The sequence below is a fragment of the Corallococcus sp. NCSPR001 genome (assembly GCF_017309135.1).
Lineage (GTDB): Bacteria > Myxococcota > Myxococcia > Myxococcales > Myxococcaceae > Corallococcus.
The window spans coordinates 1,684,154-1,701,653 of record NZ_JAFIMS010000002.1 but is presented as its reverse complement, the minus strand read 5'-3'; the positions used below and the strand labels follow the sequence as shown (position 1 = coordinate 1,701,653).

Genomic DNA, 17,500 nt, shown 5'->3' with positions numbered 1-17,500 from the left:
TCGCGATGGACCGGCGGACGCTGAAGCGACTCGATGAGGAGTTGCGCGAGTACCTCGACTCGATGGTGGAAGGCATGGGCCGCCCCGAGCGGCGCGCCGCGATGGCGGCGTACGTGACGGGGCTGCTGCTCGACGGCGAGCGCAAAAGCATTCAACCGATGGCGGCACGGCTGGTGGATAACGCGTCGGAGACGGAGGCGATGCGCCAGCGGCTTCAGGAGTGCGTCGTCATCAGCGGATGGTCCGATGCGGAGGTGTTCCGACGCCTGGGCCAAAAGCTGGAGCGGGAACTGCCGGGACTGGAGGCGTTCGTCCTCGACGATACGGGCTTTCCGAAGAAGGGGACGCACTCGGCCGGCGTGGCACGCCAGTACTCGGGCACGCTGGGGCGAATCGACAACTGCCAGGTGGCGGTGAGTCTGCACCTGGCGGGCGAGAATGGCTCTGGCTGCATCGGCATGCGGATGTACCTCCCAGAGGCCTGGGCGAAGGACACCGCACGTCGCAAGAAGGCAGGCATTCCAGAGGACGTGGGCCTCACGGAGAAGTGGCGGCTGGCTCTGGCGCAGTTGGACTCGGCGCTTGCCTCTGGCGTGCGCAAGCATGTCGTGCTTGCCGACCCGGGCTACGGGGACTGCGGGGATTTTCGCGATGGCCTCGTCGAGCGAGGGCTGGACTATGTGGTGGGCATCAAGGGCGAGACCTCTGTGTGGCCGCCAGGCAGCACCCCAACCATTCGCAAGAAGCCGCCGGGCAGTCGCGGTCGGCCTTCCACTCGGCACTACGACGACAAGCATCCGCCGGTGCTGGTGGGCGTGCTGGCCAAGGAGTTGAAGTACCGCGCCGTCAGCTGGCGCGAGGGAAGCCGGGGCTGGCAGTCCTCTCGCTTCGCAGCCGTCCGCATCCGGACGGCGCACCGGCATATGAATGGAGTGCCGCCTGGAGATGAGCAGTGGTTGTTGTGCCAATGGCCCCAAGGAGCGCAGGCCCCCACGAAATTCTGGCTCTCCTCCCTCCCAGCTGACACGTCTATCCGCACCCTGGTGCGCCTGGCCAAGCTGCGTTGGCGCATCGAGCGCGACTACCAGGAGATGAAGCAGGAACTCGGCCTGGACCACTTCGAGGGCCGCACCTGGCGGGGCTTCCACCACCACGCCACCCTCTGCGCCATGGCCCATGGCTTTCTCGCGCTCCGACGAGCGCTTTCCCCCCCGGGGCCGGGTGAAATGGACGCTGCCTGAAGTCCGCCGCCGTCTTCAACAGGTGCTGTTGCGCTGGATAGGCGTCTGCCCCCTCTGCCGCAGGCTCGTCGACGACTCGAACCTGCCGCGCGGCCCCTCTCGAATCTGATCAGGTGGTACTAGTCCTCGTCCCGGATGAAGTCCTCCGGTTGGTAGTGGAAGGTGTGCCGGGCCTTGGCGGTGGTGAAGGCCCAGCGAATGGGAACGCGGTGGCGGTTGGCATCGCGTTCCCAGGCGCGAGTCCTGTCGCGCAGGGTCTCCACGGAAGCGATGCGCTGGTGTCCCAGGCATTGACGCGAGACGAGGCTCACCTCGATTTCAGCCTGATTGAGCCAGCTGCCGTGCACAGGCGTGTAGTGCACGCAGAAGCGACTCCACAGGCGCAGGCCCTGCTTCCATCCAAAGCGACGTGTCAGCGAGAAACGTGTGTGGATGTTGAGGTTGTCCAGCACGAGGTGAATCTTTCGGGCGTTGGGGTAGCGGCGCGCCAGGTCCCGCACCGCTTCCGCGAAATCAGCGGCCTTGCGGCAGCGCGTCGCCTTGACGAAGTGGCGCCCTGTCTGCGGCTCCACCGCGCAGAAGAGATTGGCGGTGCCACACCGGACATATTCGAAGTCACGCCGAGCGACAGCGCCAGGGTGCATGGGCAGCACGTCTCGCTTGGAGTCCAGCAGTTGTACGGGCCTCTCGTCGAAGCAGACGACGGGCTCACGTCGGCTGAAGGGCTTCTCGTAAAGGGCCAGCACGTCCTCCATGCGCTGGACGTACTGGGCATCCAGGCTGGGCACGCACCACCTTTTTTTCCCGCCACGGCTTCAAGTCATGCCGCTGCAGGAGCTCGCGCACCGTCTCCATGCCTACGTGAGGCACGATTCCCCGTCCTACGACTTCACGCACCAGCAGGCTCAGCGTCCACCGGGCATATCCCTCCGGTGGACTGCTGCACACCAGCGCCACGACTTGGGAGGCCTGCCCGGGAGTGAAGCGTCGCTGGCGCCCAGGCCGTGGCCTCTCCTGGAGGGCAGCATCAAGGCCTTCGCGCCGGTAGCGCCCTCGCACCTGCCGCACCGTCCGCTCCGAGAGGCCCGCAGCTTCTGCAGCGGCCACACCCGTCCAGCCTTCCCCCAGCAACTGCAGGGCCCGTGCTCGCTTCAACACCCGCACCGAATGCCGGCCCCGGCGCATCAGCGCGTCCAGCGCCTCCTTCTCCGCCTGCTTCAGCTTCACGCCAGGCTCCTGCATGTCGACCCTCCTACTTGGGCCAACATGCAGCCTCGGCAGACTTCATCCGGGACGAGGACTAGTCCTCGTCCCGGATGAAGTCCTCCGGTTGGTAGTGGAAGGTGTGCCGGGCCTTGGCGGTGGTGAAGGCCCAGCGAATGGGAACGCGGTGGCGGTTGGCATCGCGTTCCCAGGCGCGAGTCCTGTCGCGCAGGGTCTCCACGGAAGCGATGCGCTGGTGTCCCAGGCATTGACGCGAGACGAGGCTCACCTCGATTTCAGCCTGATTGAGCCAGCTGCCGTGCACAGGCGTGTAGTGCACGCAGAAGCGACTCCACAGGCGCAGGCCCTGCTTCCATCCAAAGCGACGTGTCAGCGAGAAACGTGTGTGGATGTTGAGGTTGTCCAGCACGAGGTGAATCTTTCGGGCGTTGGGGTAGCGGCGCGCCAGGTCCCGCACCGCTTCCGCGAAATCAGCGGCCTTGCGGCAGCGCGTCGCCTTGACGAAGTGGCGCCCTGTCTGCGGCTCCACCGCGCAGAAGAGATTGGCGGTGCCACACCGGACATATTCGAAGTCACGCCGAGCGACAGCGCCAGGGTGCATGGGCAGCACGTCTCGCTTGGAGTCCAGCAGTTGTACGGGCCTCTCGTCGAAGCAGACGACGGGCTCACGTCGGCTGAAGGGCTTCTCGTAAAGGGCCAGCACGTCCTCCATGCGCTGGACGTACTGGGCATCCAGGCTGGGCACGCACCACCTTTTTTTCCCGCCACGGCTTCAAGTCATGCCGCTGCAGGAGCTCGCGCACCGTCTCCATGCCTACGTGAGGCACGATTCCCCGTCCTACGACTTCACGCACCAGCAGGCTCAGCGTCCACCGGGCATATCCCTCCGGTGGACTGCTGCACACCAGCGCCACGACTTGGGAGGCCTGCCCGGGAGTGAAGCGTCGCTGGCGCCCAGGCCGTGGCCTCTCCTGGAGGGCAGCATCAAGGCCTTCGCGCCGGTAGCGCCCTCGCACCTGCCGCACCGTCCGCTCCGAGAGGCCCGCAGCTTCTGCAGCGGCCACACCCGTCCAGCCTTCCCCCAGCAACTGCAGGGCCCGTGCTCGCTTCAACACCCGCACCGAATGCCGGCCCCGGCGCATCAGCGCGTCCAGCGCCTCCTTCTCCGCCTGCTTCAGCTTCACGCCAGGCTCCTGCATGTCGACCCTCCTACTTGGGCCAACATGCAGCCTCGGCAGACTTCATCCGGGACGAGGACTAGAACCGCTCCACCACGCAGCAGGACATGCACCTGATCCCTGCGGCCATCCGGATACGGAAAGGACCGCAGCGTCAGTCCCCAAAAACGAAAACGGGCTGGAGACCTTTCGGCCTCCAGCCCGCTTCGTCGTTTGGTCGGGGAGACAGGATTTGAACCTGCGACCCCTTGGTCCCGAACCAAGTGCTCTACCAGGCTGAGCCACTCCCCGATATCCGGTGCTGCGCCAGGAACTGCTCTCGGGCCCGGCGAAGCGTGGGCGGATCTATCCGAGCCGCTTCCTTCAGTCAACGGACTCTTTCGCCTCCCCCTTCCCTCCCCCTCCCCGCCCCCCTCGCTCCCCCGACTGTTGTCCTACCTACCCTTCAGGACGGGACAATGTTCACCCTCTTCACAAGATCCGGGCCTTCCTGTAGTTCCAAGATGTTGCACGTTGATCCGCCCCTGTTCCCCCACAGAGGACCATGACTGCTCCCACTGTCCTCATCTCGGATGATGAGCCCCTTGTCGTGTCCGCACTCGCCCGGGAGGCCAAGCGCTCCGGCCTCGTCTGCGTGTCCGACACCACCTCCGAACATGTGATGGAGCTGGCCCGCAAACACCGGCCCGCGGTCATCATCCTGGACATCAATCAGCACCAGGATGGACGCGACCTGCTCGCGCAGCTGAAGAAGGACCCCGTCACCCGCGACAGCAAGGTCATCATGCTCAGCGGCGTGGAGGATCAGTTCACCCGCCACGTGTGCTTCGAGCTGGGCGCCGACGACTACGAAGTGAAGCCGTGCGACCCCACCTTCATGACCCGCATCGCCCGCATGGCCGCCGCCGCCGTGCGCCCCCCCGCTTCGCCCGAAGCCGCCTGACTCACGCCGGCCGCAGCGAACGGATGGCCTGCGCGTAGTCCTTCGCGCCAAACACGTAGCTGCCCGCCACCAGCACCGTCGCCCCCGCGTCCACCACGCGCTTCGCCGTCTGCGCGTTGATGCCGCCGTCCACCTCGATGTCCACGTCCTTCAGCCCCCGCGCGTCCAACATCGCGCGCAGCCGGCGGACCTTGTCCACCGTGGACTCGATGAACGACTGCCCCCCAAACCCCGGGTTCACGCTCATCAAGAGCACCATGTCCACGTCCCCGAGCACCTCTTCAATCGCCGACAGCGGCGTGCCCGGGTTCAACACCACCGCGGGCTTCGCCCCCGCCTGACGGATGGTCTGCAACGTGCGGTGCAGGTGGGGGCTCGCCTCCTGGTGCACCGTCAGCACGTCCGCCCCCGCCTTCGCGAACGCCTCCACGTACTTCTCCGGCTCGACAATCATCAGGTGCACGTCCAGCGGCTTCGTCGCCACCCGCTTGATGGCCTCCACGATGACCGGCCCCAACGTGAGGTTGGGCACGAACCTGCCATCCATGACATCCACGTGAATCCAATCCGCGCCGGCGGCCTCGATGGCGCGGACCTCCTCTCCCAGGCGGCTGAAATCACAGGAGAGCAGCGACGGAGAGATGCGGACGGGGCGGGTCATGGCGGCGCTTCTTAACCGCTTCCGGACGCCCCGGGTACCTCCGCCCGGCAGGACAGAGGGCTGGCGGACAGAGGTGGACCTGTCAGGTGGGGGGTCCGGGCGGCCGATACAGCCCGCGTGCTACAACCTGACGCGCCCGCGGCCATCCGCCGCATCCCACGGAGCCCGCCCCGGTGCTTCCCCAGTCCGTGCCCGCCTCCCCCAACCTGTCCCGCCGGCTCGCGAAGCTGACGTCCATCCTGGATGTCGCCAAGGCGATGAGCGCCGAGCGCGACCTGGACCTGCTGCTGCCCCTCATCCTCTATGAGGCCACCAAGGTCGTGGAGTCGGACCGCTGCTCGCTCTTCATCCTGGACCGCGAGCGCGATGAGCTCTGGAGCAAGGTGGCCCAGGGCTCCAAGAACGAGATCCGCCTCCCCTCGGGCAGCGGCATCGCCGGACAGGTCGCCCAGACGGGCGCCGTCATCAACATCCCCGACGCCTACGCCGACCCCCGCTTCAACAGCTCCTTCGACGTCTCCAGCGGCTACCGCACCCACACCATCCTCTGCGTCCCCATGCGCGACGCCAACGGGGACGTGACGGGCGTCATCCAGGCCCTCAACAAGCGCGGCGGGCAGGTGTTCGACGCGGAGGACGAGGAGCTGCTGCTCGCCCTGGGAGCCCAGGCCGCTGGCGCGATTGAGAACGCCCTCCTCCATGAGGAAATCAACCGCCTCTTCGAGGGCTTCGTCTCCGCGTCCGTCGTCGCCATCGAGGCGCGCGACCCGACCACCGCCGGCCACTCCGGCCGCGTCGCGGACCTCACCGTGTCCCTGGCCCAGGCGCTGGAGCACCACACCACCGGCCCCTATGCCCAGACGCGCTTCACCGCCGTGGAGCTGCAGGAGCTGCGGTACGCGTCGCTCCTGCATGACTTCGGCAAGGTGGGCGTGCGCGAGAACGTGCTCGTCAAGGCGGAGAAGCTGTACCCGCATGAGCTGGAGGCGCTGCGCGCCCGCTTCCAGTTGGCTCGCAAGGACCTGCAGCTACAGAGCTCCCGGCGCCGGCTGGCCGCCGTGGAGGTCCGCGGGCTGGCCGCCCTGCCCTCCATCCACCAGGAGGAGGACGCGCGGCTGGGCCAGGAGCTGGCCCAGTTGGATGAGGTGATGGGCTTCCTGCTCACCTGCAACAAGCCCACGGTGCTCGCGCAGGGCAACTTCGAGCGGCTGCTGGAATTGGGCAAGCTCACGTTCACGGATGCGCACGACCATGGGCAGGCGCTGCTCTTGCCCCATGAAATCCAATCCCTCTCCATCACCCGCGGCACGCTCTCCCCGGAGGAGCGCCGCGAAATCGAGAGCCACGTCGAGCACACGTACCGCTTCCTGTCGCAGATTCCGTGGACCCGCGCGCTGCGCCGCGTGCCGGAGATTGCCTACGCGCACCACGAGAAGCTGGATGGCACGGGCTACCCTCGCGCCGTCCCGGAGATCCCGGTGCAGTCCCGGATGATGTCCATCTGCGACATCTACGACGCGCTCACCGCGAGCGACCGGCCCTACAAGAAGGCCGTGCCGCACGCGCTCGCGCTGGACATCCTCAAGAAGGAGGCGGGGTCCGGACAGCTCGACAGGGACCTCTTCACCATCTTCGTCGAGGCGGAGATTCCCCGCCGGGCCCTCAAGAAGAGCCCGGCGTAGGACGCTGCATCAGGCGCTGATGGTGTGCAGCCGGAGGCTGTTGATCTTCCCCGGCTGGCCCACCGGCGCGCCGAACACCACCACGATGCGGTCGCCCTTGCGCGCCAGCCCGCGCGACACCAGCTCCTCCTCCACGCGGCGGAGCATGGTCTCCGTCTCCTGGATGGGCTCCAGCACGCGCGGCACCACGCCCCAGAGCAGCGCCAGGCGGCGGCGCACTTCCTGGTTCGGGCTGAACGCCACAATCGGCACCGTGGGCCGGTAGTGTGCGAGCAGGCGCGCCGTCACGCCGGACAGCGTGAAGGCCGCGATGAGCGAGGCGCCGCTGGCCTTGGCCGCCTCGCACGCCACGCGCGCGATGACGTCCGGGAAGTGCAGCGGCAGGCCCAGCGGGGCCTCAATCACGCGCGGCTGGAGCTGCGCGCGGGACGAGGACTCGGCCGCCAGGATGATGCGCTCCATCATCTGCACGGAGTCCAGGGGGAACTTGCCGCTCGCCGTCTCACCCGAGAGCATCAGCGCGTCCGCGCCGTCGTAGACGGCGTTGGCCACGTCGCTTGCCTCCGCGCGCGTGGGGCGCGGGTTGTCGATCATCGAGTTGAGCATCTGCGTGGCCACGATGACGGGCAGGCCGCGCAGGTTGGAGCGCCGGATGATGTCCTTCTGGACGGCCGGCACCTCTTCGGGGGGAATCTCCACGCCCAGGTCGCCGCGGGCCACCATCACGCCGTCCGTCTTGTCGAGGATGGCGTCCAGGCGCGCGATGGCCTCCGGCTTCTCCAGCTTGGAGATGATGGGCACCGTGCGGCCCACCTCCGCCATGGCCTGGCGAGCGGAGTCCAGGTCGGACGGCTGACGCACGAAGGACAGCGCGATGTAGTCCACGCCCGCCTTGAGGCCGAAGATGAGGTCCTCGCGGTCCTTGGGCGTGAGCGCGTCCGCGCGCACCGCCACGCCGGGCAGGTTGATGCCCTTGTTGTTCTTCAGGATGCCGCCGTGGACCACTTCCGTCTTGATGAGCTGCTTCTTGTCCGTCTCCACGACGCGCAGCTCCAGGAGGCCGTCATCCAGCAGGATGCGGTCGCCCGGGTTCACGTCCGCCGCCAGGTGCGGGTACGTGGTGGACACGATTTCGTCCGTGCCCTTCACCGTCTCGTCGGTGGTGATGTGGAAGGTGGCGCCGTGCTTCAGCTCCGTGCTGCCGGTGACGAAGCGGCCGGTGCGAATCTTGGGGCCCTGCAGGTCCCCCAGGATGCCCACCGCCTTGCGCACCTTCAGCGAGGCCGCGCGCAGCATGTCGATGTTCGCCTGATGCTGCTCGTGGCTGCCGTGGGAGAAGTTGAGCCGGGCCACGTCCATGCCGGCCTCCAGCAGCGCTTCCAACATCTCCGGGGTCTGACTGGCGGGGCCGAGGGTGCAGACAATCTTTGCTCGTCGCATATGAGGCCGAACATCCGGCCCCAGCGCGTTTCGGTCAAGGAGTCACGGAGCGCGACCGAGCAGGTAAACCAGTAAATGTCCAGGCCGCTCGGCGTGCGCTCAACCGCGCAGCAGCGCGCCCAGGTTCTCGCGCTCCCAACGCAGCGCGGCGGCGTAGTGCGGGTACGTGCGCTCGCGCTCGCGGAAGGCGCGCGGGTGGTGCACGCGGCGCCCGGTGCGATTGCTGCTGGGGAACAGCTGGTGGAGCATCTCGTGGAAGACGATGAACTCCACGAAGAAGGCGGGCACGTCCGGCTTGTCCAGCGCGGGGTGGATGCGGATTTCGCGCGTCTGGTGGTCGTAGACGCCCAGGCGGATGGACTTGCGGCGGCGGCGCGGGGGCATGCGGCCCCAGCCGATGCGGGCCTGGATGGCGTTGCCGAAGTAGGCCTCGTTGACGCCGTTGTAGAGCGCGCGCAGGTCGAAGCAGCGGCCCAGCGGATTCAATTCCGCGTCGGATTCCCGGCGCAGCTGGCGGATGAGCGGCTGCTGGCCCCGGATGTACTCGTCCAGCAGGGCGCCCGCGGCGCGGTGCCCCCGGCCCGCGTAGTCCGCCACCGCGCGCACGATGACTTCGGGCGCGTCCAGGAACATGTGGTGCAGCCGCAGTTGGAGCACCTGCGAGCCGCGGCGGAAGGACACCATGGTGGAGCGGTTGTCCGTCACGGCCAGGCGCACCGGCATGCCCAGGTTCGCGCTCAGCCGCCACGCGAGCGACTCCGCGCGAGACCAGAGCTCCTCGCGCGACGCGGTGAGGACGCGCGGCGCTTCCTCCGCGACGCGGTTGCGCGGCGGCAGGGGCGCCTGTCCCTCCGGCGCGCGCTGCGCGGGAGTGGCGGCGCGTTCCGCGGACGAGCCACGCGGGAACAGGGACATCTGGCGGAAGGCTTCGGGCGTCACGCGGGGGGCATCGTACCCGGCACTTCCCGAACCTCAAGGCCAGGGGCTGGATGCCCGTCCGCCTGTCGACCGGGCCCACACGCCGAGCGCGACACCCCGGGTTGAATTCGTCCCAGAGGCATCGTCCTTCAGGACAGGGGGCCCGGGTCGCCATGGCGCGACTTGAGCAGCCGCTCCAGCCGCTCCGGCTCCATGCGCACCACGAAGGTCTTCTCCCGGGCATAGGTCACCTGCCCCGGAGCCGCGCCCTTCTGCTTGCGGACGAACTTCACCGGCATGTAGCTCACCTCGCCGCGGGGTTCGCCCTTGGCGCCCGAGTGGTGCAGCGCGAGGTGCGCCGCGTCCAGGAGCACCTCCTGCGCCACCTCCGCGTTCTTCTCCAGCGGCACCACCACGTGGCTGCCCGGCAGGCCGCGCGCGTGCATCCACAGGTGCCACGGACGGGCCACCTTGAAGGTGAGCTGGTCGTTGTCCTCCGAGCCGCGCCCCACCCAGATGCGAGAACCGCCGTGGCCCACGTACTCCTTGAAGGGCAGGCCCCCCTTCGGGCCCTCTTCCCCCTGGGTCACCTGGAGCACTTCCACCTGCGCGAGCAGCGCGGCGTCATCCATGGCTTCAATCTGCGTGAGCGCCGCCTGCGCGTGGGCGACCTCTCGCGCCAGCTCCGCCTCGCGGTGGCGGGCCTGCTCCACGCCGCGCAGCAGGCGCCGGTACTGGTGGAAGTGCCAGTCCACCTGCTCCTGCGGCGTGCGCGTCGGGTCCAGCTTCACCTCCACCTCCTCCACGCCGGCCTCCGTGTAGACGGGCAGGACGATGAAGGTCTGGGACACGCCGCGCTTGAGCCGGTACAGGTTCTGCGTGAGGACCTCGCCCACCTGGCGGTGCTTCTCCGCCTCCGGGCCCCGGGCCGCGTCCGCGCGGACCTTCTCCAGCGTGCGCGAGGAGCGCTTCAGCCGCGCCCGGTACGGCTGCGCGAGCCGGCGGCGGATGGCGTCCGCGCGGCTGGTGCGGTCCTTCTGTCCGAGCACCCGCTCGGCGGCCTGCAGCCTGGGCAGCGCGTCGTCTTCCTTCGGCTCCAGACGCGAGGGCTGCGCGCGGCCCTTCGCCAACGCCTCCGCGGACACGGGCTCCGGAGGCGACCACTGCGCTCCGGGATAGAGGTTGCGCCGCTGACCGAACCCCTCGCCGGAGAGCATCAGGACGCGGTGGTTGTCGCTGAGGAGCAGCAGGCCTCCGGGCGCGCCCACCTCCATCACCAGGCGGCGGCGCACGTCCTCGCGCTCGAACTCCAGGACGATGGCGCGGCTCTCCTCCAGGTAGCGCGCGCCCTGGAGCTTGAAGCCGGTGAGCTCCTGGCGCAGCCAGCGCTGGAAGGGGGCGGGCTCTCCTGGCGTGGGGAAGCGATCTTCCGCGACGGACAGGCGCGACAGCTCGCCTTCGGCGCAGAGGCACAGCACCACCGATCTGCCGGGGACGCGCAGCTCCAGGTAGGCCAGGCGGGGCAGCGGGCACCACGCCTTCTGGGCCACCGCGCCCACCAGCCGGGCCGCGGCCTCCGCCACGACCTCCTCGAACTCTACCGGACGCAGCGACATGGGCCCCTCCCGGGCGGACACACGAGGAGAGGTAAACCCCTGGCCCGCAAAAGAAAAACGGCCCGGCGGGTTTCGCCGAGCCGTTCACCGGACGTCAACGGACGCCCGAAATGACACCGCTACTTCAGGCTTCCGGGGTCGCCGGGGCCGCGGGGGCCGCAGCCTTGCGGCGGGAAGCGGTCTTCTTCTTCGCGGCCTTCTTGGCGGCCGGCTTCTTCGCGGCGGCCTTCTTGGCCGTACCGCGCTTGGCGGCAGGAGCCTTGCGGGCGGTCTTCTTCGTCGCGGTCTTCTTCGTCGCGGCCTTCTTCGCGGTCTTCTTCTTCGCGGCCATCGGAATCCTCCGTTCAGTGTTGAGGCCCGCGAGGACGCGAGCCCTGCACCCACTTCGAACTGAACGTGAGTGCTTGAAATGAATGGTACGGGCGACATGCCAGTGTGTCAACGCATGGTGATGTATTGCAGTGCGCGGCGAGGCCGATTTTTGGCCTCCGGGCGCTTCGAACCGTTCGTGGCGGTCATTTCGGGGGTCCGGCGCGTCGCGTGCGAGGCCGAGTTTCCGGCTCCGGACGCACTTCGAGGGTCCGCGCTACAGGTCTGGATGTCCGCTGCCGTGCATCCGGCGCGCGCGCATCGCGTCGCTTCACGTCGTGGAGGCGGCGGCCTACGGTGCCCGCCCGCATGAGCTCCCCCGCGCTGACCTTCCCCGCGTCCTTCACCTTCGGCGTCGCCACGTCCGCGTACCAGGTGGAGGGCGGCATCGAGAACGACTGGGCCCAGTGGGAGCGGCAGGGGAAGTTGAAGGAGCCCCATGCGCGATGCGGCCGCGCGGTGGACCACTGGAACCGCTACGCGGAGGACTTCGCCCTGGCGAAGGCGGTGGGGGCCACGGCGTTCCGGCTGTCGCTGGAGTGGGCGCGCATCGAGCCCGAGCGCGGCCGGTTCGATGGCGCGGCGCTGGAGGGCTACCGCGAGCGGCTCTTGAAGCTGCGCGCGATGGGCTTGCGGCCCGTGGTGACGCTCCATCACTTCACCCACCCCACGTGGTTCCACGCGTCCACGCCCTGGCACCTTCCGGAGAGCCTGGAGGCCTTCCGCCAGTACGTCCGCCGGTGCGCGCCCCTGTTGGAGGGGCTGGACGCGCTCGTCATCTCCTTCAACGAACCGATGGTCCTCTTGTTGGGCGGCTACCTCCAGGGCCTGATGCCGCCGGGCATCGCGGACGGGGCGAAGACGATGGCCGCGCTCGGCAACATGGTGCGCGCGCACGTCATCGCGCGGGAAGAGCTGGGCCAGCACCTGGGCCGGGTGGAGCTGGGCATCTCCCAGAACATGCTCGCGTTCGCGCCGGACCGCTGGTGGCATCCCCTGGACCGCTCGCTGGTGCGGCTGGCGGCCCCGGCCTACAACCACGCGTTCCACGAAGCGCTGTCCTCCGGGCACCTGCGCGTGTTCATGCCGGGCGTGGCGTCCACGGACGTGCGCATCGAGGGGGCGCGCGACTCCGTGGAGTTCGTGGGCGTCAACTACTACACGCGCGCGCACCTGCGCTTCATGCCGCGCCCACCCTTCATCGACTTCAAGTACCGCGACCCGGACGGGCGCGGACTCACCGACATCGGGTGGGAGCAGCGGCCCGAGGGCTTCCTCCAGCTCCTCCAGGAGGTGAAGCGCTACGGCAAGCCGGTGTGGGTCACGGAGAACGGCATCGACGACCGCCAGGGCACGGTGCGGCCGGAGTACCTGCACGCGCACCTGCGCCAGGTGCTGGCCGCGCGCGAGGCGGGCGTGGACGTGCAGGGCTACCTTTATTGGAGCCTGCTGGACAACTTCGAGTGGCTGGAGGGTTGGGGCCCGCGCTTCGGCCTCTACCACGTCGACTTCGACACGCTGGAGCGCCGCCCCACCCCGGCCTGCGACTACTTCCGCGCCGTGGCCACCGGGCGCGTGCTGGTGCCGCCAGGCGCTGGCGCCGCTCAGCCCAGCGCCGCGCGGTAGTCCACTTCCGGCTCCTCCAGGGGAGCGGTGGGGTCCGTGTCCGCGCCCGCGAAGAAGCGGCGCACGCTGTCCTCCACCGCCTCCGGCGAGTCCAGCCCGTTCACCTCCGAGCGGAAGTGCGCCGCGCCCTTGAGGCCGTGGGCGTACCAGGCCAGGTGCCGGCGGAAGGAGCGCACCGCGCTCAAGGGCTCCCCGACGAACTCCGCGTGGGCCCGGGCGTGCTCCAGTACCAGCGCGCAGCGCTCCTCCGGCGTGGCGGGCGGGCCGCCCGAGAGTTCGCGGAAGAGCCACGGGTTGCCCAGGGCGCCCCGGCCAATCATCACGAAGTCGCAGCCGGTGCTGTCCAGCATGCGGTGGGCGTCCGCGACCGTCTTCACGTCGCCGTTGCCCATGATGGGCAGCTCCGGGAAGTGGCGCTTCAGGTCCGCGATGTGGGCCCAGTTCGCCTGCCCCGAGTAGCCCTGCTCGCGCGTGCGTGGGTGCAGGGCGAGCCCGGCGCACCCGGCCTCCTGCAGCGCCTCCGCCACCTTCAGATAATTGAGCGTGCGCGCGTCCCAACCCGAGCGGATTTTACAGGTGACGGGCAGGCCGGTGGCTTCCCGGATGGCGCGGACGATGTCGGCGGCGCGGGGCACGTCGCACAACAGGCCGCTGCCGGCGCCGTTGCGCACCACCTTCTTCACCGGGCAGCCCATGTTGATGTCGATGACCTGCGCGCCCGCGGCCTTGCCCACCCGCGCGGCCTGGGCCATGGCCTCCGGCTCGCCTCCGAAAATCTGGAGCGAGTAGGGCTTTTCCACGGTGGCGTCGTAGCGCAGGTACTTGAGGGTGCGCTGGTTCTGGCGCATCAGCCCCTGGGCGCTGACCAGCTCCGTGGGGCAGAGGGCCGCGCCCAGCCGGAAGGCGATGACGCGGAAGGGGCGCTCGCTCACGCCGGCCATGGGCGCGAGGATGTAGGGGTTGGGGAGCGTGTAGGGACCCAGCTTCAGCATGCGGAAAGACACCCTATACCCGCTGGAGGAACAGAAGTGCGCGGGCCATGAGAACGGCCCTGCGCGAGTGGGGGCCAACGATTAAGGTCCCCCTCCATGTTCCGTTTTCGGCTCGGGAGCGTCCCCGTCCACGTCCACACGAGTCACCTGCTCTTCTCCGCGGTGTTCGCCTACCAGTCCCTTCCCCTGCCGGGCCGGCACTCGGGCGCCGGGTGGCTGGGGGCGCAGCTGGCCGACTCCGCGTCGCCCGGGTACATGGGCGCGGTGGTGGCCTACGTGCTGGCGTGGATGTTCATCATCTTCGTCTCCGTGCTCGTCCATGAGCTGGGGCACGCGGTGGCCTTCCGCTTCTATGGTTACCAGCCGAGCGTGGACCTGGTCTTCATGGGCGGCGTCACCCGGCCCAACACGGACGCGCCCCTGGTCTGGCACCGGGACGTGGTGAGCAGCTTCGCGGGGCCGCTGGCGGGGCTGACGCTGGGCGTCCTGTGCCGGGTGGTGCTGACGCAGGTGGAGGGCCGCTCGGAGATGGCGGACTTCTTCCTGGGCAACTTCTTCTTCGCCAACATGTGGTGGGCGGTGCTGAACCTGCTGCCAGTGCCCCCCCTGGATGGCGGGCACATCAGCACGGCGCTGGCGACGCGGATGTTCGGGCGGCGCGGCTTCATCGTGTCGCACGTGCTGGCGCTGGGCCTGTGCGTGGGCCTGGTGCTGCTCAGCATCAAGCTCGGGGCCCTGTTCATGGGCGTCCTCTTCGCCATGTTCGGCTTCCAGTCGTTCCGCGTGCTGACGGACGTGATGCGCGCTCGCAACGAGGCGAAGGAGGAGGAGGGCCCCAATGCCCAGACCCTGCGCGAGGCGCAGCAGGCGCTGCGCGAGGACCGGCTGGACGACGCGTGGCGGCAGGGCAACCGGGTGCTGGAGACGGAGGGCCTGTCCCCGAACCTCACCAGCCGGACCCATTACCTGCTGGGCTGGGTGGCGCTGAAGCAGGGCCACGGGCGGCCCGCGCTGGACCACTTCTCCCAGGTGCAGGGCCAGCCGGTGGAGATGCACGCGGTGGCGGCGGCGTTCTCGCTGGTGGGGGATGACGCCCGGGCGGTGGGCTACTGGAAGCAGGCGTGGGGCGAGTCGCGGGACCGCACGGTGATGCACGAGTACGCGGGCGCGCTCATCCGGCTGGGCCAGGTGAACGAGGCGCTGCGGCTGCCCGGCGTGGACCCGGCGGCCGCGTTCCGGTGCGCGGAGCGGGCGCTGTTCATCCGGGGCGCCTATTCGGAGGCCGCGGCGGTGAGCGAGGCGGCGCTCAAGCACGTGCCGGACCCGGGCATCGCGTACGACGCGGCCTGCGCCTTCTCACGCGCGGGCAACGTGGCGGACGCGGTGCGGCTGCTACAGCGGGCGGAGGAGCTGGGCTTCAAGGACGCGGCCTATGCCGCCTCCGACGAGGACCTGGCGCACCTGCACGGGCACCCCGCCTTCGAGGAGTGGCTGGCGAGGCTGCGGCCGGCCGCCTCGTCCTGACAGGGCGACTTTCTCCCGACCGGCGCCCCTGGGGCCCTAGAATCCACGCCCGCCCGTGAGCCCTTCGTCCCCTCCCGTGAAACCTGATGCCGCGCCCGTGCGTACCGGGGACATGCCAGCGTCTCCGGAAGCCTCCGGGGGAGGTGCCGGCGACCCGGACGAGGTGTTGATGGAGCGGTTCTGCCAGGGAGACGCGCAGGCGTTCGACGCGCTCTTCCAGCGCTACGCGCGCCCCGTCCAGGGCTACCTGGCGCGCCTCACCGGCAGCCCCGCCACCGCCGAGGACCTGGCGCAGCTCACCTTCCTGTCCCTGGTGCGCGCGCGGGGCCGCTATCAGCCCGGCGCCCGCGTCCGGCCCTGGCTGTACGCCATCGCCACCAACGCCGCGCGCGACCATGCGCGCCGCCACCGCCGGCCGGAGGACCTCACGCCCGAGGGGGAGTTGCCCCTCACCGCCGTGGCGGACACGCCGGAGCCTCGCGACCTGGGGCTGGAGCGCGCGGTGCAACACGCCCTGGCGCAGCTTCCCGAAGGCCAGCGGCTGCCCATCCTCATGCACCGCTTCGAGGGCATGGGCTTCGCTGAAATCGCCGAGGCCCTGGGCCTCACCGAGAGCGCGGTGAAGGTCCGCGCCCACCGGGGCTACGCGCGGCTGCGCGAGCTGCTCGCGCCCCTTCAGCAGGAGACCTCCCGATGACGCCCGAGTGCGAACGCGTCCTGGACCGGATGGACGGCCCGTTGCCTCCGGACCTGGCGTCACACGCGGCCGGGTGCTCGGACTGCCGCGCCCTGCTGGAGGGCTTCCAGGTGCTGGCGCCCCCCGCCTCCGCCGCGCCCGCCGTCCCCATCGATGAAGCGAAGCTCGAGCAGTCGCGGCGCCAGTCGCTCACGGAGCTGGCGGCGCACCCCTTGCCCACGCCGTGGTGGAAGGAGGTGGCGGTGCTGCTCGCCACCTACCTGGGCGTGGGCGTGCTGGGGCTCTTCTGGGTGGGCCGGCACGGGCTGCTGCTCAACTCCGCGTCGCCCATGGCGGTGGCGCTGGTGGCGCTGCTCATCGTCGTGGGCGTGGGCGGCGGAGCGATGGTGGCCCTGGCCCCGAGGCAGCGCGCCTGGCCCTTCACGCTCGTGGCCGTGGGCGCGCTCGTCGTGGCGCTGGCGCAGTTGACCGGGCGCTCGGGCGTCCAGGTGCGGCCGTTCCTCGCGGGCACCCTGGGGTGCATGGGCGCGGAGGTGGCGCTTTCGGTGGTGCCGCTGGCCCTGGCGCTCGTCCTCCTGTGCCGCTCCGCCTTCCAGCCCGTGCGGGCGCTGGCGGCGGGGCTGTCCTCCGCGGGTGTGAGCCTGCTGGTACTTCACGTGCACTGCCCGGACGGCAGCGCGGGCCACCTGATGCTGGGCCACGTGCTGCCGTGGTTCGTGCTGGCGGGCGTGGCGGTGTTCATCCGCTCGCGCCTGCCGTCCCGCTCGTTCGCGCCCTGAGCGCGGGCGCCCTACTGGAGCCGCGACAGCGCTTCCTGGGGGAAGGCCCGCGCGTCCACCTTGGCGTGCCACTCCTTGATGCGGCCGTCCGGCCCGATGACGACGCCCACGCGGCGCGCGTTGGAGGCCGAGGCGTCATCCGCGGCCCCGTAGGCCAGCCCCACCTTGCGATCCACGTCGCACAGGAGCGGGAAGTTGAAGCCGAACTTCTGGGAGAACGCCTGGTTCTCCTCCGGCGTGTCGAAGCTGATGCCCAGGATGGCGGTGTCCTTGGACTCGTACTGGGTCTTGTGGTCGCGGAAGGAGCAGCCCTCCGCGGTGCATCCCGGGGTGTCCGCCTTCGGGTAGAACCAGAGCACCACGTTCTTGCCCCGGTAGTCCGACAGCCGGTGCGTCTTCCCCGTCGAGTCCTGCACGGTGAACTCCGGCGCCACGTCTCCCTGCTTGAGCATGTGCGATGCCTCCTTCATGGGGTGGAAACCGGGGGCGTCGTAGCACGCTCCGGGGGCAGGGGGCCGGGCACCGCTCGGGTGATGTGTGGAGTGGAGTGCAGGCGGACGGCACCGGGGGGGCGCCATCATCAAGATGCTTGAAACGCACCGGACTCCTC

The 17,500-nt window shown here is 69.6% G+C and carries 16 protein-coding genes and 1 tRNA gene; 7 read left to right on the top strand and 10 right to left on the bottom strand.

The window, feature by feature from the left end:
• The first annotated feature begins 5 nt into the window (after nt 1-5).
• A complete protein-coding gene (locus tag JYJ93_RS09080) occupies nt 6-1,241 on the top strand; it encodes an IS701 family transposase (protein WP_242543740.1) in 1,236 nt (411 codons plus the stop codon).
• A gap of 119 nt (nt 1,242-1,360) precedes the next feature.
• Here the strand turns inward: JYJ93_RS09080 and JYJ93_RS09075 are convergent, their stop codons facing one another.
• From JYJ93_RS09075 to JYJ93_RS09055, 3 genes are all read right to left on the bottom strand, one after another.
• A complete protein-coding gene (locus JYJ93_RS09075) occupies nt 1,361-2,029 on the bottom strand; it encodes an IS630 family transposase (RefSeq protein ID WP_206788057.1) in 669 nt (222 codons plus the stop codon).
• A gap of 512 nt (nt 2,030-2,541) precedes the next feature.
• Nucleotides 2,542-3,210 (bottom strand): IS630 family transposase, encoded by a 669-nt coding sequence (locus JYJ93_RS09065; protein ID WP_206788057.1) that lies wholly within the window; start codon nt 3,208-3,210, stop codon nt 2,542-2,544.
• Between the two features lie 647 nt (nt 3,211-3,857).
• Nucleotides 3,858-3,934 (bottom strand) — tRNA-Pro (locus JYJ93_RS09055).
• A 253-nt stretch (nt 3,935-4,187) separates the two neighbouring features.
• On the opposite strand from JYJ93_RS09055, the gene JYJ93_RS09050 reads away from it, so the two are divergent.
• Complete coding sequence (locus JYJ93_RS09050; protein WP_121781376.1) at nt 4,188-4,586, top strand: response regulator; 399 nt, start codon at nt 4,188-4,190, stop codon at nt 4,584-4,586.
• A 1-nt stretch (nt 4,587) separates the two neighbouring features.
• Here the strand turns inward: JYJ93_RS09050 and rpe are convergent, their stop codons facing one another.
• On the bottom strand, nt 4,588-5,247 hold the full coding sequence (rpe, locus tag JYJ93_RS09045) for a ribulose-phosphate 3-epimerase (RefSeq protein WP_206788053.1): 660 nt from the start codon (nt 5,245-5,247) through the stop codon (nt 4,588-4,590).
• A 173-nt stretch (nt 5,248-5,420) separates the two neighbouring features.
• Here rpe and JYJ93_RS09040 point away from each other — a divergent pair, with 173 nt between their 5' ends.
• Nucleotides 5,421-6,929, top strand: coding sequence for an HD family phosphohydrolase (locus JYJ93_RS09040; RefSeq protein ID WP_206788051.1), 1,509 nt, complete (start codon nt 5,421-5,423; stop codon nt 6,927-6,929).
• Between the two features lie 9 nt (nt 6,930-6,938).
• Here the strand turns inward: JYJ93_RS09040 and pyk are convergent, their stop codons facing one another.
• The 4 genes from pyk to JYJ93_RS09020 all read right to left on the bottom strand — a co-directional run bounded on the left by pyk (nt 6,939) and on the right by JYJ93_RS09020 (nt 11,234).
• The gene (gene pyk / locus JYJ93_RS09035; RefSeq protein WP_206788040.1) at nt 6,939-8,369 is read right to left on the bottom strand and encodes a pyruvate kinase; all 1,431 of its coding nucleotides are present in this window, start codon (nt 8,367-8,369) and stop codon (nt 6,939-6,941) included.
• 99 nt (nt 8,370-8,468) lie between these two features.
• Nucleotides 8,469-9,284, bottom strand: coding sequence for a hypothetical protein (locus JYJ93_RS09030; protein WP_206800210.1), 816 nt, complete (start codon nt 9,282-9,284; stop codon nt 8,469-8,471).
• 152 nt (nt 9,285-9,436) lie between these two features.
• Nucleotides 9,437-10,903, bottom strand: coding sequence for an NFACT RNA binding domain-containing protein (locus JYJ93_RS09025; RefSeq protein WP_206788038.1), 1,467 nt, complete (start codon nt 10,901-10,903; stop codon nt 9,437-9,439).
• Nucleotides 10,904-11,027: 124 nt separating this feature from the next.
• Nucleotides 11,028-11,234: a hypothetical protein gene (locus JYJ93_RS09020; RefSeq protein ID WP_206788029.1), complete on the bottom strand. Its 207-nt coding sequence runs from the start codon at nt 11,232-11,234 to the stop codon at nt 11,028-11,030.
• A gap of 347 nt (nt 11,235-11,581) precedes the next feature.
• On the opposite strand from JYJ93_RS09020, the gene JYJ93_RS09015 reads away from it, so the two are divergent.
• Nucleotides 11,582-12,898 carry a family 1 glycosylhydrolase gene (locus tag JYJ93_RS09015; protein WP_206788028.1) on the top strand — a complete coding sequence of 439 codons (1,317 nt, stop codon included), beginning with the start codon at nt 11,582-11,584 and terminating at the stop codon, nt 12,896-12,898.
• Here the strand turns inward: JYJ93_RS09015 and dusB are convergent.
• Complete coding sequence (gene dusB, locus JYJ93_RS09010) at nt 12,877-13,890, bottom strand: tRNA dihydrouridine synthase DusB (RefSeq protein ID WP_206788026.1); 1,014 nt, start codon at nt 13,888-13,890, stop codon at nt 12,877-12,879. The two genes, JYJ93_RS09015 and dusB, sit on opposite strands and share 22 nt — an antisense overlap.
• A 96-nt stretch (nt 13,891-13,986) precedes the next feature.
• On the opposite strand from dusB, the gene JYJ93_RS09005 reads away from it, so the two are divergent.
• From JYJ93_RS09005 to JYJ93_RS08995, 3 genes are all read left to right on the top strand, one after another.
• Nucleotides 13,987-15,414 carry a site-2 protease family protein gene (locus JYJ93_RS09005; RefSeq protein ID WP_206788024.1) on the top strand — a complete coding sequence of 476 codons (1,428 nt, stop codon included), beginning with the start codon at nt 13,987-13,989 and terminating at the stop codon, nt 15,412-15,414.
• 112 nt (nt 15,415-15,526) lie between these two features.
• Complete coding sequence (locus JYJ93_RS09000) at nt 15,527-16,111, top strand: RNA polymerase sigma factor (RefSeq protein ID WP_242543739.1); 585 nt, start codon at nt 15,527-15,529, stop codon at nt 16,109-16,111.
• A complete protein-coding gene (locus JYJ93_RS08995) occupies nt 16,108-16,890 on the top strand; it encodes a DUF1109 domain-containing protein (protein ID WP_206788022.1) in 783 nt (260 codons plus the stop codon). The genes JYJ93_RS09000 and JYJ93_RS08995 overlap by 4 nt, the downstream gene beginning before the upstream one ends.
• A gap of 11 nt (nt 16,891-16,901) precedes the next feature.
• Here JYJ93_RS08995 and JYJ93_RS08990 read toward each other — a convergent pair whose 3' ends face one another.
• Nucleotides 16,902-17,342, bottom strand: coding sequence for a peroxiredoxin (locus JYJ93_RS08990; protein WP_206788019.1), 441 nt, complete (start codon nt 17,340-17,342; stop codon nt 16,902-16,904).
• Between the last annotated feature and the right edge of the window lie 158 nt (nt 17,343-17,500).

Bases quoted from the DNA above. Each gene is read 5' to 3' on its own strand.
- JYJ93_RS09080 (WP_242543740.1), top strand. From the start codon at position 6: ATGGACCGGCGGACGCTGAAGCGACTCGATGAGGAGTTGCGCGAGTAC.
- JYJ93_RS09050 (WP_121781376.1), top strand. From the start codon at position 4,188: ATGACTGCTCCCACTGTCCTCATCTCGGATGATGAGCCCCTTGTCGTG.
- rpe (WP_206788053.1), bottom strand. From the start codon at position 5,247: ATGACCCGCCCCGTCCGCATCTCTCCGTCGCTGCTCTCCTGTGATTTC.
- pyk (WP_206788040.1), bottom strand. From the start codon at position 8,369: ATGCGACGAGCAAAGATTGTCTGCACCCTCGGCCCCGCCAGTCAGACC.
- JYJ93_RS09030 (WP_206800210.1), bottom strand. From the start codon at position 9,284: ATGTCCCTGTTCCCGCGTGGCTCGTCCGCGGAACGCGCCGCCACTCCC.
- JYJ93_RS09025 (WP_206788038.1), bottom strand. From the start codon at position 10,903: ATGTCGCTGCGTCCGGTAGAGTTCGAGGAGGTCGTGGCGGAGGCCGCG.
- JYJ93_RS09020 (WP_206788029.1), bottom strand. From the start codon at position 11,234: ATGGCCGCGAAGAAGAAGACCGCGAAGAAGGCCGCGACGAAGAAGACC.
- JYJ93_RS09015 (WP_206788028.1), top strand. From the start codon at position 11,582: ATGAGCTCCCCCGCGCTGACCTTCCCCGCGTCCTTCACCTTCGGCGTC.
- dusB (WP_206788026.1), bottom strand. From the start codon at position 13,890: ATGCTGAAGCTGGGTCCCTACACGCTCCCCAACCCCTACATCCTCGCG.
- JYJ93_RS09005 (WP_206788024.1), top strand. From the start codon at position 13,987: ATGTTCCGTTTTCGGCTCGGGAGCGTCCCCGTCCACGTCCACACGAGT.
- JYJ93_RS09000 (WP_242543739.1), top strand. From the start codon at position 15,527: ATGCCAGCGTCTCCGGAAGCCTCCGGGGGAGGTGCCGGCGACCCGGAC.
- JYJ93_RS08995 (WP_206788022.1), top strand. From the start codon at position 16,108: ATGACGCCCGAGTGCGAACGCGTCCTGGACCGGATGGACGGCCCGTTG.
- JYJ93_RS08990 (WP_206788019.1), bottom strand. From the start codon at position 17,342: ATGCTCAAGCAGGGAGACGTGGCGCCGGAGTTCACCGTGCAGGACTCG.